This window comes from Nocardia violaceofusca NBRC 14427 (assembly GCF_963869435.1).
GTDB classification, from domain to species: domain Bacteria; phylum Actinomycetota; class Actinomycetes; order Mycobacteriales; family Mycobacteriaceae; genus Nocardia; species Nocardia aobensis.
Window position 1 is genome coordinate 161,959 of the sequence record NZ_CAWMPM010000001.1, and the last position, 13,617, is coordinate 175,575.

The following is a 13,617-nucleotide window of genomic DNA, read 5'->3' on the forward strand; positions in this document are numbered from 1 at the left end:
GCCCGGTGTCAGGCGTCTTCGAGGGCTTCGCCGATCTCGTGGGCCACGCGGTTGTGTTGATTCTCCGCGAGCCAGTGGCCGCCGGCCAGCACCAGCGCGACCGGCCATTCGATGATCTCCGCGGCGGCCAGGGCGCCGAGTGCGCCGTAGTAGGCCAGTTGTTCGGGGCGGGGGACCGGTACTCGGCCGAGCAGGGGAAGTTCCACCGCGAAACTGTGCGCGGCCATGACCTTGTCGACCGCGTTCCGGTGGCTGGTGTGCGTTTCGTCGGCCATATGTTGCCTCCCGGTCATGTGATATTCGGGGTCTCGACGCCTGGGTTCGGCACAGTGTCCATCGTGAGGACCTCTGATGTAGGCGGCCGGGATCCGCTGACGGGCGCACTGACGCAGGTGCTGACCGTCCCGCTGCGCGAGTTGTACGCGGTGTTGTGGCGCCTGGGCGTGATCGACGTCGTCGGCGAATCATCACGCTGATCGCCCCACGCTACGCCTGAGCCGACACCGCCGCGGGCTAAGCCTTGCTCGGTACGTGCCGCGATCCGGTCGCGGTCTCCCCGGCGGGGGGCTTCCCCTCGTCGTCGCTGGGGAGGGCCGGTCGCTCACCGGGCGCCTGCTGCTCGTCACGCGCGGCAGGAGCATCGGTCGCGGATGCCGGTCGCTGGTCCGGGTGCGAAATGAGCTTCCGGATCACGAGTGCGGTGCCACCCACGCCCAACAGCACAGGCCAGTCCACGACTCCCGTAGCTCCGATCGCGGCCAGCGTGAGCGCGGCCGCCGGCGTCGAATGACTGCCGCTGCTCAGTCCGCTGCGCACGCCGGACACGACGCCCTGCATGCCGCCGAGAACACCGTTGACCGCAGCGCCGCCCACCGCCCCGGCCGCGGATGTGGTCGCATCGGCCGTCCACGAAATTGCTTTTACCCCACCCTCGAGAAGGTCCATCGTCACTCCCTTGAGTTCACCTTGTGGACATCTGCGAGCAAGCTGCAGTCTACTCGTGGCGTGGGGTCGCGCCGGGGGCGGCGACCGAGATGAAACATGCGCCGGCACTCCCCGCGACGGCGTGCCTCGTCCGGTCGAGTGCCGACGGACCCTTGTCGTCGATGCGGCGGCGGGCGGAGAATTGGCGTGTGTAGTCCGGACTCTCGAGGAAGAATTGCGATGTCTCGAAGGATTGGTCTTGCCGTCGCGGCGGCCGTCACCACGTTGACCTTGGGAGCCGCCGCCCCCGCTATCGCCTCGGCCGCGGCGCCCGCGACCGACCGGCCGGCGACCAGTGACACAGCTGCTCAGGCGACGCAGATTCAGTGGCTTTCCGTGTGCCTGAACCTTCCGGCCGGATCGGCGAGCGTCAGCTTCTGCATCTAGCGCGGGACGTGTGGCGGGCACCGGTTGCGCCGGTGCCGGTGGAAACGTGTCGGCGTCGCGGTGGATGATCTAGTCGCGGGTGAGAGGGCGCACCTGGCGATCCGCTCCGACTGCGGCTCGAATTCTGGTGACGAGGTCGTCGAGTCGCCGCTGATGCGAACCCTCCCAGTAGATCCGGTGGCAATCCCGGCATTCTCTGAAAGTGTCGTAGTACTTGCGGGTGAGTGGTTCGAGCCTGTCGATGACGTCTCGTTCGGCCACGTCGGTCAGCAGGCCCCCGCAGGGCAGGCAGCGGCTGAACGGTGTCAGCCGGTCGGCCAGATCGAGCCGGCGGATCACCTCGACGAGCTGATCGAAGGGCCGGTTCGAACGCACGAAGACGCCGTGGGTCACATTGCGGCGCTTCAGGAGTCCGCGGTCGCGGGTGAGGATGATCCGGTGTTCGTCGGCGGCGGCCGTTGCCAGCGCGGCATCGTCGGTGTCCGAGGGGATTCGGGCGTCGAGGCCCAGCAACCGCATGAGCCGGGCGAGCCCGCCGAGATTGACGTCCACGATGAAACGCGGATCGCGCAGAGGGCGGGGACGGACCCGCGTGGACGGCCCGATGTCGAGGGTCTCGAACACCGGGTAGGCGGCGAGCCGATCGCCCGGCCGCGGGTGGTGACCGAAATCGACGGATTCACCGTTCACCAGCATGAGGTCGACCTCGGTATGCGGGATGCCCGCGGCCTCGACGATGTCTTTCACGGTCTGATGCGGACGGATCGGACGCCGCTGCGCGACGTACCGTGCGCCCGGCGGCACGAAGTCGTTCAGCTCGGCATACACCCGCAGCTCGACACTCGCGGTCATGCGGCCATTGTCGTCCTGCTCCGGGACACGACGCGATTACCAGGTGTAGATATGGCCCGGTGACCACAGTCCGCTGTGGGTCTCCTGGGTGACCGCCGGGTTCGCCGGGACCGCCGAGGGATCGATGGGCGTGAGGCGTTGCAGTTCGCCCCAATCCTGGTCCCAGTCGAAGGCGAGGTACGTGGCCAGGGTCTGCGAGCGCAGCAATTGCTGACTCCAGCCCAGCGGACCGCCGCCCGCGTGGCTTTCCCACATCGTGGTGTCGGCCGCGCCCAGGCGGTTGGGCAGGATGCGCCAGTCCGGTACCTGGGCGATGCCGTCCTTGTGGTCGAAGGGACGCTGACACGGGAACTGCAGGCCCACGGCCCAGTCCAGGAGCACCGGTTGCTTCGAGCCGACCAGGTCGTTGAGGGTGTGCGTCTTCGGTATGCGCGGGGGAGTCAGCGCCACCCAGCGCTGTGGATCGAGGTTGTGATCCTTGGCCACGATGCGGATCACGTTGGCGGCGGCGGGTATTCGGTCCAAGGGGACTCGCAGGTTCCGCCACGACGGCGCCGGGCCGATGTCGATCGGGGTCACCCGTCCGAGTGCGTGTGCGCTGGTCGGGGAGTCGGTGCTGCCGTATTCGATCTCCACCGGCTCACCACCGACATATCCGTTGTTCGGACCCACCGCCTGGATGCGCCCCGCCGCGGCGATCGAGACGATGTCGCTGCGGTCGTGCTGGGCGGGCAGGCGGTACCAGCCGGTGACGAGATCGGCGGGCTGCTCCTCGCCGTAGGTGCCGAGTTCCGGCGTGGTCGCCGTATCGAGCCCGTACGGCAGTGGGGCGCCGCCGGTCTGGGTGGCCGACTCGCCGGTACCGGGTTTGTCGCCGAAGGATTTGGCGATGCTGCTGGTCTCCTCCTTCTCATCGGGAGACATGACGTCACCGACGCCGTCGGGCACGAATCCGCGCGCACCGGAGGTGAAGGTGGAGAACTGGTCGCCGACCAGCGGCTGCATCATCGAGGCGTTGGGATCGGTTTCGACCAGGACCTTGTTGGCCAATCCGCACGGATTGCCCACTACCGCATGGATATTCGAGGATGCCAGCGAGAATCCCGGATATTGCGCCACCGCGCCCGCGGTGAACGAGAACACCTCGAACACCACCAGGATCGCCGCGGCCGCCATCAGGGGCGGGAACTTCGCCAGGCGCCACGCGCGCGGCGAAACCCGGTGCGGGATGCCGGGTTTGGGCGCCCGCACATGCCACCAGATCGCCAGCAGCAGGCACAGCGCGGCGATGATCAGGAAGATCTTGCTGAACCCGATGCCGAGAACGGCAGGGGGCTCGTTCCACCACGGGACCCCGAAACTCGATACCCACCACCACTGGTTGACGCTGGTGAAGATCTGCGCCATCGCCAGCGCCACCACCGCCGCGAACAGGGCGCGGTTGCGTGGTGAACGCATCACCCGGGGCCCCACCGCGACCGCGGTGAGGACCGCCACCGATCCCGCCAGCCCGGCGTACACCCCGTTGTGATGGGTGAATTTCGTCGGGCAGGTCGCCATCAGCACCATGGCCCCGAAGGTCACACCGAGCAGCCGCCGCGCCGGTCCGGGCGCGGTGAACGGAATGCGGCCGCCCTTGCGCAGCAGAACGAAGACGCAGACCAGCAGGCTCAGCCACATCGCGACCATGCCGAAGCGGCGGGCGATGGAACCGTCGGCCGACGGCATGAACAGCCACTGGTAGTTCAGGTAGTCGTTGTACCAGGGGTCCGAGGGGCCGACGAGGTTGTGCACGCGCTGCATCTCGAACATCGCCGAGAGCGGTTCGACGGCGAAAGCGAAGGCCAGCACCAGCATTCCGGCCGCGGCCAGCGGCGCGAGCAGCGCCCCGTACGCCCGGATCCAGGCGGCGGCCGGCACCGGGGTTCCGTGCCGGGCACCGGCGAGTTCACGCGCTCGCGGAACACCGAATCCGACGGCCGAACGCAGTCCCGCCAGCAGCGGCGCCAGACAGATGATCCCCGAGGGCGCGGCGGTGAAACTGAACGCGGCGATCAGGATCGCGAGGGCATACGGCAGCAGCCGGTGCGTCGCGATGGCGCGCTCCACGAGGCACCAGGTGAGCAGTACGCAGACGGCGACGACCGGCTCGGGCCGCAGCCCGTTGTTGTAGGGCAGCCACACGGCCAGGAACGCCAGCGCGCCCGTCCACACCGCCACCTTGTCGTGGCGCACGGCCACACCGAGCCGCGGGATCACCTCCCGGCTCAGCGCCAGCCAGGTGACCACGGCCGCCAGCAGCGTCGGCAGCCGCATCCACGGGCTCGCGACGCTGATCTCCGACATGTGCGCGATGATGTCGTACGGCGGCGTGCCGACCGGGTTCTCCGGAACGCCGAAGAACCGGAAGTAGTTGGCCATATATCCGGACACCAGCGAGGTCCGTGCCATCCCGAACTGATAGCCGTCGTCGGAGGTGGTGGCCCCGATGAAATGCCACACCAGCAGCGTGGCGAAGACGACGAGGTCGACGCCGGTGAACGTGCGCCACCGCTGCGGAAGCAGCCGCCTCGAACGCCGGCCGTCGGTGCGGTCCAGCCGGTACAGCGCCGCCAGCGCGACCAGCGTGAACACGACCGCCAGAACTTCGGCCGCGCGTTTGAGGACGGTCGGCGTCACCGAGAACCGGCTGTCCACCTGCGCGACGACCTTGGCGCCCTCGGCCTTGGGGAGGTCGCTGAAGATGCCGACCACCTGGGGCCGCCAGTCACCCGGCGGCAAGGTGGCGGCCTCGGTATCCGATCCGGTGATGCCGACCTTGGTCGACGACATATCGGCGTGCACGGTCAAGGTGCCGTCGGCTATCGCATCGATCGGTGTGGTGAGCAGCGACTGATTGCGCAACACGACCTCGAGTTGCGCGGCCTTACCGTCCTGTGCCGGTCGCACGCGCGCGACGAACCCGTACTTCTCGAGTTGCGGCGCACCGGCGGGCAGCGTCGACGCCAGCACGCCGCCGTGCGCGCTCAGTTGCGTCATCGACCGGCCGGGAATGGTGGCATCGAAGGTCAGCGGCGCGTAGGTGACCAGCGGCGCGTCGACACTGCGGGCAGAGTCCTGTTGCGGCCACGACAGCGTGGTGTGGTCCACCTTCACCGGCAGCAGCGGCACCGCGACGGCGCACAACGCGCCCAGCAGCCCGGCGAGGAACGCTATCGGTCCGGCCCAATCGCCGCGCTGTCTACCCGAGGCCCTGGGTGTCGCGCCTGCAGTAGGCGCACCGTCCGCCCTCACCATCGTGTCGACCACGGTCGCCGATGCTAGCGTGACGCTTCTGTTATCCGGTATTTCGTCTGTTGTTCTCAGTCTGCGCTCAGGATCTGCGGCCGAGTCGACGGCGGGTTCCGAGGGCGCGGACGCCTCCGGTCGGCGAGTTGCGCGCGGGCCGACATCGCCCGCTGATCGGACGGTCGATTCAGGTCGGCGACAACAGCTTTCACGGGGCGCTCTCGCTCACCCGCGGTTGCTTAACTCACGTAACTATTCGGCGGGGTATTCCGATCGACAAGGTGTGCGGGTTGCTCCGGCGACCTGCTCGATCCACGGTCTGCAGACTTCGATCGTGGGTAACACGCTCTCGGACGGGAGGAGACGCGGTGTTGCTGTATCTGATGATTGTCGTCGTGGCCACGGTCGGTTCCGCCGCCCTGGCGGCGTACGGAACGTATGCCGGAAGTCATCGCTCGACGAGGCGGCGAGAACGCCTTTCGATGCCCGCGCGGACCCATGTCGCGGGCGAATACGCCGTACGGGTTCGCACCTGTCGTGCCCTGGGCGGAAGGCCGGTCGGAAGCCGTTCGTAGTCGCCGCGCCGGCCGCGGTAGCGGTATTGGCATTCTCTTTTTTCGCAAGTACCGTATTCATCAGTGGGTGACGTGGTCGCCCGGCGTAGCGGCGGGTTGGAGGTCTTCGTGCGTGTCGGAGTGATGATCGGACCGGAGAAGGGGGATTCCGCGCGCAAGCTGAGCCGGATGCTCGACGACATCGCCTGGGCCGAGGATGCCGGGCTCGACACCGCGTGGATTCCGCAGATTCCCAGCGATTTCGACGCGCTGATCACCGTCGCGGCAATGGGATTGCGGACTCGCCGCATCGAATTGGGGACCGCCGTGGTGCCGCTGCAGGCGCAACATCCGATCGCGCTGGCTCGCCAGGCGGTGTCGGCGCAGGCCGCCGCGGGTGGGCGGCTGGCGCTGGGGGTGGGCCCCTCGCATCACTGGATCGTGCGTGACATGCTCGGCTTGCCGTACGAGCGTCCGGCGGCCTACACCCGTGACTATCTGGATGTGCTGGCGGCGGGACTCGCCGGCCCGGGCGCGGTCGACGTGGAGAACGACGCATTCACCGTGCACAATCCGCTCGATCTGGGCCCGGTCGCTCCGGTGCCGGTGCTGGTGGCCGCGCTCGGACCGGTGATGTTGCGCATCGCGGGAGAGCGGGCCGACGGAACGATTCTGTGGATGGCCGATGAACGCGCGATCGCCGATCATGTGACGCCCAAGATCACCCGGGCCGCGGCCGATGCGGGCCGGAAACCGCCGCGCATCGTGGCGGGGCTGCCGGTCTGCCTGTGCCGGGCGGGAGAGGTCGAGGAGGCGAAAGCGCGGGCCAATCGCATTCTCGGCGAAGCGGAGATCTCGCCCAACTATCAGCGCCTGCTCGAACAGGGGGACGCCCGCGACGTCGGTGACATCTGCGTCGCCGGTGACGAGGCCGCCATCGCCGCCGGACTGCGCCGCTTCGCGGAGGCGGGCGCCACCGATGTCTCGATCCGGCTGCTGCCGATCGGCGACAGCCGCGACGAACTGATCGCATCGAAGCGCCGCACCCGGGAGATGATCGCGGAACTGGCCCGGGAATTACGATGAGCGCCAACGCTTCTCCGGGGCTCGGCACGGACCCGCGGACCGTAGCTTCACCGCAGCGCAGCTCCGCCGGCCCGCTGGCTGGGATTCGCGTTCTCGAGGTCGGCACCATGCTCGCCGGTCCGTACGCGACGATGATGCTCGCGGACCTGGGCGCCGAGGTCACCAAGCTGGAACCGGCCGGCGGCGACATCTCCCGGCAGGTCGGCGACAGCTACTTCGCGAGCCTGAACCGCGGCAAGCGCAGTATCCGGCTCGATCCCGGCAGTGTCGAAGGCAGGGCGCGCCTGGGTGAGCTGGTCGCGAATTCGCATGCGCTGCTGGTGAATTTGAAACCGTCCGCGATCCACCGGCTCGGTCTGACCTATGCGTCGCTGCGGGAATTCAACCCGGCCGTCGTCTGCGTCGCGATCACCGGATTCGGCCTCTACGGTGGCGACGATCCGGCCTTCGATTACATCGTGCAGGCCGCCACGGGGGTCGCGGCGCTCACCGGCGATCCGGACGGACCGCCGACCCTGCCCGGCTATTCCTCCGCCGACAACTCCACCGGCCTGACCGCGGCGCTGGGTCTGCTCGCGCAGATCGTGTCCGGACGCGGCGGTCAGGTGGACGTCTGCCTGCGCGATGTGATGTTGTCGCAATTGAACTATCACGCGGCGGCCTACCTCAACGAGGACAAGCGCCCGCAGCGGCGTCCGTTCGGCGCGCACTCGTATTACGTTCCGGCGCAGCTGTTTCCGACCGCCGACGGTTACCTGGCGCTGTTCGTCACGCATGATCGCTTCTGGAAGACCTTCGCCGCCGAGGCCGGGGTGGCGGGATTCGACACCATGGCCGAACGCGTATCCCGTCGAGCCGAGGTGCTCGCCGCGGTGACCGCCGCGCTGGCCCGCGACGATGCCCGAAGCTGGGAGGCGAGACTGCGCCCACTGGGCATTCCCGCCGCGGCGGTGCGCACGCTGCCCGAAGCGCTCGACGCCACTCCCGAACTGGTGGCCGAGGCGGGGACCTACCGGCTGGTGGCCTCGCCCATCCGAATCGACGGTTACACACCGGAATACGGCCCGCCGCCCCGGCTGGGTGAGCACGACAGTCCGGAGCCGGTGACTTGATTCGGTAACGGGCCGACGGCACCGACCCCCGCATCGCCCTCGCCACCGGGCGGGAACCGAGGCGGCCGACCGAGGGCGACCGCCGGCGTCGGGCGCTCATTCGTAATGGACGGTCACCGACTCGGTATCCGGCACCGCCTGGCAGGTGAGGACATACCCGTCCTCGACCTCGTCGTCGGCCAGGGCGTCGTTCACCCGCATCGTGGCGCTGCCCTCGCTGAGCCGGGCCATACACGTGGCGCAGTTGCCGGATTCGCAGGAGAACGGCGGGGTCAGGCCCGCGCGGCGGGCACTTTCCAGCAGTGTCTCGCCGGCGTGGCGCGCGACCGTCGCCTTCTTGCGGTTGAGGAAGATCGTGACAGTGCCATCGGCAGTGCCGGATTCGGTTGCGGGCGTGGCTTTCTCGAGGGCGGCGAGTTCGGGAACCGGTGCGCCGAAGCGTTCGCTGAAGACCACCCCCGGGCCGGGAAGCGCACCCTCCACCATTTCCATGAATTTCTCCGGCCCGCATACATAGCTGTCGGCGTGACCGTCCGCGCCGACGAACTCACGCACCGCCGCGGGATCGAGTAGTCCGGCCGCGCTGTCGAGATGCCGGACCACCTGGAGCCGGCCGCGATAGCGCTCCGCCAGCTCGAGCAGCGTGGTGCCGAAGATGACCGACTCGGCGTCGCGGTCCGCGCACAGCAGTCGCACCTGCCGCGCGGTGGTGGCCAGCGCGCTCTTGGTCAGCGACAACACCGGCGTGATCCCGCTGCCGCCGCTGAACCCCAGGAGCGGAACCTCGGTGTCGCGCAGGCAGAATCGGCCGGTGGGTCGGCCCATGTCGATCTCGTCGCCCTCGGACACGGTGTCCAGCAACCAGTTCGAGACCTTGCCGCCCGGAACCCGTTTGACCGTGGTCATCAGTTCGGCGTCGGTTTCCGGTGCGCTGGACATCGAATAGGACCGGTACAGCTCGATGCCGTCGACCCGGACCCGGAAGGTGCAGAACTGTCCGGCGCGATAGGTGAGCGGGCCGTCGTGCGGGGCCAGCACGAAGGTCCGCGCATCGGCGCACTCCTTCACGATCCGGGTCACGGTCGCGGGCCGGAACATCGGGGGACTCGCCATGGAACGCCTCTCCTGGTATTAAGATTCTTATAAAAAGAGAATAGCGTTCTCCTGAACGAGATGGGATTTTCTCATGACCGAGCCGGCGGCGATCGTGTTCGACGATCGGCACTACAGCCTGTCGCAGCTCGACGAGCTGGCCGGCGGACTCGCGTGGACGCTGCGCGATCGCGGCGTCCGGTCGGGCAGCCGGATCGCCGTGATGTCGTCCAACCGCCCGGAATTCGTCCTCGCGGTGCTGGCCGCGTGGAAGCTCGGCGCGGCCGTGGTCCTGCTGAGCCCGGCGTGGCGGCGAGCCGAGGCCGAGCACGCGCTCGCGATCACCACCCCGGGATTCGCGATCGGCGACCATCCCGTACTGGCCGAACTGATGCCCATGCTCGATCTCGACGAACCGATCACGCCCAGTCGCGAAGAATTCGACCCGCCGGATCCGAAATCGGATGCGGTGCTGGTGTTCAGCTCCGGCACGACCGGCCTGCCGAAGGCGGTGCGCCACACCCACGCCTCGTTCGACGCCGCGGTGCGCGACTGGCGGCAGGTGCTCGAGCTGGGTAGCGACGACCGAATCCAGATCCTGACCCCGCCGTCCCATATTCTCGGCCTGCTCAACATCGTCACCGCGCTGCGCGTCGGCGCCTGGATGCGGCTGCATCGCCGCTTCGATCCGGAGTCGATGCTGCGCAGCATCGAACGCGACCGGATCACCGTGGAGATGGCGGTGGCGCCGATCGCGCTGGCCATCGCCTCGCATCCGCAGTTGGAATCGTTCGACCTGTCCTCGCTGCGCTACATCATGTGGGGCGCGACGCCGGTGACGGTGAGCGTGGCCGAAACCGTCACCCGCCGCACGGGCGTGCGCTGGCTGCCGGCCTACGGGGCCACCGAACTGCCGGTGCTGGCCTGCAATCCGATCGAGGGCGCCCGGCTGGACACGGTGGGACGGGCCGCGCCCGGGGTGTGCCTGCGGACGGTGTCGCTCGACGACGGAAAAACGTTGCCGCCCGGGGAGATCGGGGAGATCCAGGCGCGGTCGCCGTCGCTGATGGCGGGCTATCTGCCCGACGGCGCCGACGCGGGGGCCGTGGTGGACGGCTGGTATCGCACCGGCGACGTCGGGTGGATCGACACCGACGGCTGGGTCCGCATCACCGACCGGGTGAAGGAGATGATCAAGGTCCGCGGCTTCCAGGTCGCGCCCGCCGAAATCGAATCCGTCCTGCACGGGCATCCGGCGGTCGCCGACTGCGCGGTTTTCGGCGTGGCCGACGGCGCCGACGGCGAGGCGATCGTCGCCGCGGTGTCGGCCGCCGCGCCGGTCACCGCGGAGGAGTTGTCCGCGCTGGTCGCCGATCGCCTGGCCGGATACAAGCGGTTGCGCCGGGTGGTCTTCGTCCCCGAAATCCCGCGCCTGCCGTCCGGCAAGGTGCTGCGCCGAGTTCTCGAGGAGCGCCATGGACGTCCGTCTGACCAGTGAACAGCGCCAATTACGTGATGCCGCAGCGAAATTGGCCGACGATCTGGGCCCCGGTTCGGTGGCGGACCTGGCCGATCGGGAGCGGATCACGCGGCTGGACAAGACCGTCGAGCTGACCGGATGGCGAGCCCTGCGCTCCGACGGAGCGTCGGGTGTGGAAGTGGCGCTGGTGGCCGAGGAGTTCGCGCGTGGACTGGTCGATGTGGCGTTTCTGGGACCGGTGCTGGCCGATGACCTGCGCGGCCACCCCGCCGGAGACGAGGGGCGTTGGACGCTGGGAGTGCGTGGCCGCGCCGTCGACGCGGCCGGATGCGATCGAGCGGTGGTACTCGCCGACGGCCAGGTGCTGGCCGGCCGGCTGGGGTCCGCCGCACCGCTGGCGGATCCGACCCGGACGGCGGCCGGCCTCGACGGACGGCTCGAACACATCGGGGAACTGTCGGCCGATCAGGCGTCGCAATGGTTCGCGCTCGCGCTGGTCGGCACCACCGCGGATCTGCTGGGCGCCGCCCGGGGCGCGCAGCGGCTGGCCGTCGACTACGCGAAAGTCCGTGCACAGTACGGCGAGACGATCGGCTCCTATCAAGCCGTCGCGCACCTGCTCGCCGAATCGCAGGCGCTGATCGAAGGTTCGGTCAGTGTGCTGCGCTACGCCGCCTGGGGGGTGGACGAACTGGCGCCCGACGAGGCGGTGCGTGCCGCCCGCATCGCCAAGATCTACTGCGCCCGCGCCGCCCGCACCGTGTGCGAAACCGCCATCCAGGTGCACGGCGGCATCGGCAACACCTGGGAATGCCTGGCGCACATCTATCTTCGCCGCGTCCTGGTCTCGACCGAACTGTTTCCCGTCCGTCTGGAGGAGATCGCCCGTGGACTTTCGTGACTCACCGGCCGAGGCCGAATTCCGGGAGCGGTTGCGCCGCTGGCTGTCCGAGGTCGCCGGCGACTTCCCGACTTCCGGGGACGAATACTGGGCCCGCCAAGGGGAGTGGCACCGCGCCCTGTACCAGGCGGGCTTCTTCGGGTCGTCGTGGCCGAAGGAGTTCGGCGGACACGATCTGCCGCCGGTCTACGACGTGATCGTCGACGAGGAACTGGCCCGCGCGTGCGCCCCGCCCCGGCCGAGTCTGGGCTATCTGATCCAGGGACTGGGCCGTCACGCCGGCAAGGACCTGCAGCAGCGATTCCTGCCCGGCATGATCGACGGCACCGAACGCTGGTGCCAGGGCTTCAGCGAACCGGGCGCCGGATCGGATCTCGCCGCACTCACCACCAGCGCCACCCTCGACGGCGACCACTACGTGATCCACGGCCACAAGATCTGGACCAGCTACTCCGATGTCGCGGACTGGTGTTTGCTCCTGGCCCGCACCGATCCGCAAGCGCCACGGCACAAAGGGATTTCGGCCTTCATCGTGTCGATGAAGCAGCCGGGTGTGCAGCAGCGGCCGCTGCGCATGATCAGTGGTATCACCACCGAATTCGGTCAGGTCGGTTTCGACGGCGCCACCGTGCCCGCCGACCGGATGGTCGGCGCGCCGGGTGAAGGCTGGAAGCTGGCGATGACCGTGGTCGGTCACGAACGGGAACCGTCGACACTCGGCTATTCGGCCCGCTACGCCAAGACGGTGCGCGTGCTGGCCGACCGCGTCGACGGGCCGGTGCCCGACGAATTGACCTGGGCGGCAGTGCAATCGGAGATGCTGCGGCTGCATGTGCGGCGGCGTCTGTCCGAACAGCTGGACGGCGTCTCGCACGGCCCCGACGGCTCACTCGACAAACTGCTCATGACCTGGGTGGATCAGGCCGTCGGCCACGCCGCGCTGACCGTCGCCGGCACCGACGACGCCGACATGTTCGGCACCTACCTCTACAGCCGCGCCCAGAGCGTCATGGGCGGCACCTCGCAGATTCAGAAGAACATCATCGCCGCCCGCATACTCGGATTGGGAGCCTGACATGTACGACCTGCCCGCCGAAGTCGACGTCCGGGCCGAGGGCCCGGTTCGCATCATCACCTTGAACCGTCCCGACGCGCTCAACGCGGTCGACGACGCGCTGCACACCGGGCTGGCCCGGCTGTGGCCCCGGCTCGGTGCGGATCGGGAGGCCCGTGTCGCGGTGCTCACCGGCGCCGGGCGCGCCTTCTCCGCCGGCGGCGACTTCGCGTACCTCGGCGAACTGAGCCGCGACGCCGAGTTGCGTGCGAAAACCATTGCGCACGGTCGCGATATCGTGCTCGGGATGGCGCGATGCCGGGTTCCGGTCGTGGCCGCCGTGAACGGGCCCGCCGTCGGCTTGGGCTGCAGTCTGGTCGCCCTCAGCGATATCGTCTACATCGCCGAACAGGCCTATCTGGCCGATCCGCACGTGCAGGTGGGGCTGGTGGCCGCCGACGGCGGCCCGCTGACCTGGCCGCTGCACACCAGCCTGCTGCTGGCCAAGGAGTACGCGCTGACCGGCGACCGGATCCCGGCCGAGCGGGCGCGGGAGATGGGTTTGGTCAATCACGTGGTCGCCGATCCGGTCGCCGAGGCGCGCGCCTGCGCCGAGCGGATCCTCCGGTTGCCCAGGCAGGCAGTCGAATCCACCAAACGGATATTGAACCTGCACCTCGAGCGGGCGGTGCTGGCCACGCTCGACTTCGCGCTCACCGCCGAGGATCTGACCTTCCAATCGGAGGATCTGCGTACCAATCTGGCTCGGTTGTCGGCGCCGAAGAACGGCGCGAAGAGGTAGCCGTGGCACAGGAGGGTGATCCGCA

12 protein-coding genes are annotated in these 13,617 nt (G+C 68.8%); 7 read left to right on the forward strand and 5 right to left on the reverse strand.

Annotation, left to right across the window (positions count from 1 at the left end; all coding sequences use genetic code 11):
• Positions 1 to 8: 8 nt before the first annotated feature.
• Positions 9 to 275: a hypothetical protein gene (locus tag AC5592_RS00835; protein ID WP_036510052.1), complete on the reverse strand. Its 267-nt coding sequence runs from the start codon at positions 273 to 275 to the stop codon at positions 9 to 11.
• A gap of 63 nt (positions 276 to 338) precedes the next feature.
• Between AC5592_RS00835 and AC5592_RS00840 the strand changes: the two genes are divergently transcribed.
• Positions 339 to 476, forward strand: a complete 138-nt coding sequence (locus AC5592_RS00840) for an Rv1535 domain-containing protein (RefSeq protein ID WP_157104230.1) — start codon at positions 339 to 341, stop codon at positions 474 to 476.
• A gap of 37 nt (positions 477 to 513) precedes the next feature.
• Here AC5592_RS00840 and AC5592_RS00845 read toward each other — a convergent pair whose 3' ends face one another.
• From AC5592_RS00845 to AC5592_RS00855, 3 genes are all read right to left on the reverse strand, one after another.
• Positions 514 to 945: a hypothetical protein gene (locus AC5592_RS00845; RefSeq protein ID WP_232329137.1), complete on the reverse strand. Its 432-nt coding sequence runs from the start codon at positions 943 to 945 to the stop codon at positions 514 to 516.
• Positions 946 to 1,440: 495 nt separating this feature from the next.
• Positions 1,441 to 2,223: a Mut7-C RNAse domain-containing protein gene (locus AC5592_RS00850; RefSeq protein WP_063063057.1), complete on the reverse strand. Its 783-nt coding sequence runs from the start codon at positions 2,221 to 2,223 to the stop codon at positions 1,441 to 1,443.
• A 36-nt stretch (positions 2,224 to 2,259) separates the two neighbouring features.
• The gene (locus AC5592_RS00855) at positions 2,260 to 5,532 is read right to left on the reverse strand and encodes an arabinosyltransferase domain-containing protein (protein ID WP_063063058.1); all 3,273 of its coding nucleotides are present in this window, start codon (positions 5,530 to 5,532) and stop codon (positions 2,260 to 2,262) included.
• A gap of 662 nt (positions 5,533 to 6,194) precedes the next feature.
• On the opposite strand from AC5592_RS00855, the gene AC5592_RS00860 reads away from it, so the two are divergent.
• Complete coding sequence (locus AC5592_RS00860; RefSeq protein ID WP_063063177.1) at positions 6,195 to 7,151, forward strand: TIGR03564 family F420-dependent LLM class oxidoreductase; 957 nt, start codon at positions 6,195 to 6,197, stop codon at positions 7,149 to 7,151.
• A complete protein-coding gene (locus tag AC5592_RS00865) occupies positions 7,148 to 8,263 on the forward strand; it encodes a CaiB/BaiF CoA transferase family protein (RefSeq protein WP_084506250.1) in 1,116 nt (371 codons plus the stop codon). The genes AC5592_RS00860 and AC5592_RS00865 overlap by 4 nt, the downstream gene beginning before the upstream one ends.
• Before the next feature lie 96 nt (positions 8,264 to 8,359).
• On the opposite strand, the gene AC5592_RS00870 is transcribed toward AC5592_RS00865, so the two are convergent.
• Positions 8,360 to 9,376 carry a ferredoxin--NADP reductase gene (locus AC5592_RS00870; RefSeq protein ID WP_063063060.1) on the reverse strand — a complete coding sequence of 339 codons (1,017 nt, stop codon included), beginning with the start codon at positions 9,374 to 9,376 and terminating at the stop codon, positions 8,360 to 8,362.
• Between the two features lie 73 nt (positions 9,377 to 9,449).
• Here AC5592_RS00870 and AC5592_RS00875 point away from each other — a divergent pair, with 73 nt between their 5' ends.
• From AC5592_RS00875 to AC5592_RS00890, 4 genes are read left to right on the forward strand one after another with little or no spacing between them, the layout of a single operon-like run.
• Positions 9,450 to 10,853, forward strand: coding sequence for a class I adenylate-forming enzyme family protein (locus tag AC5592_RS00875; protein ID WP_063063061.1), 1,404 nt, complete (start codon positions 9,450 to 9,452; stop codon positions 10,851 to 10,853).
• Complete coding sequence (locus AC5592_RS00880) at positions 10,831 to 11,736, forward strand: acyl-CoA dehydrogenase family protein (RefSeq protein ID WP_063063178.1); 906 nt, start codon at positions 10,831 to 10,833, stop codon at positions 11,734 to 11,736. Before AC5592_RS00875 ends, AC5592_RS00880 begins: the two co-directional genes overlap by 23 nt.
• Complete coding sequence (locus AC5592_RS00885; RefSeq protein ID WP_063063062.1) at positions 11,723 to 12,811, forward strand: acyl-CoA dehydrogenase family protein; 1,089 nt, start codon at positions 11,723 to 11,725, stop codon at positions 12,809 to 12,811. Before AC5592_RS00880 ends, AC5592_RS00885 begins: the two co-directional genes overlap by 14 nt.
• A 1-nt stretch (position 12,812) precedes the next feature.
• Positions 12,813 to 13,592 carry an enoyl-CoA hydratase/isomerase family protein gene (locus tag AC5592_RS00890; RefSeq protein ID WP_036510076.1) on the forward strand — a complete coding sequence of 260 codons (780 nt, stop codon included), beginning with the start codon at positions 12,813 to 12,815 and terminating at the stop codon, positions 13,590 to 13,592.
• Positions 13,593 to 13,617: the final 25 nt, after the last annotated feature.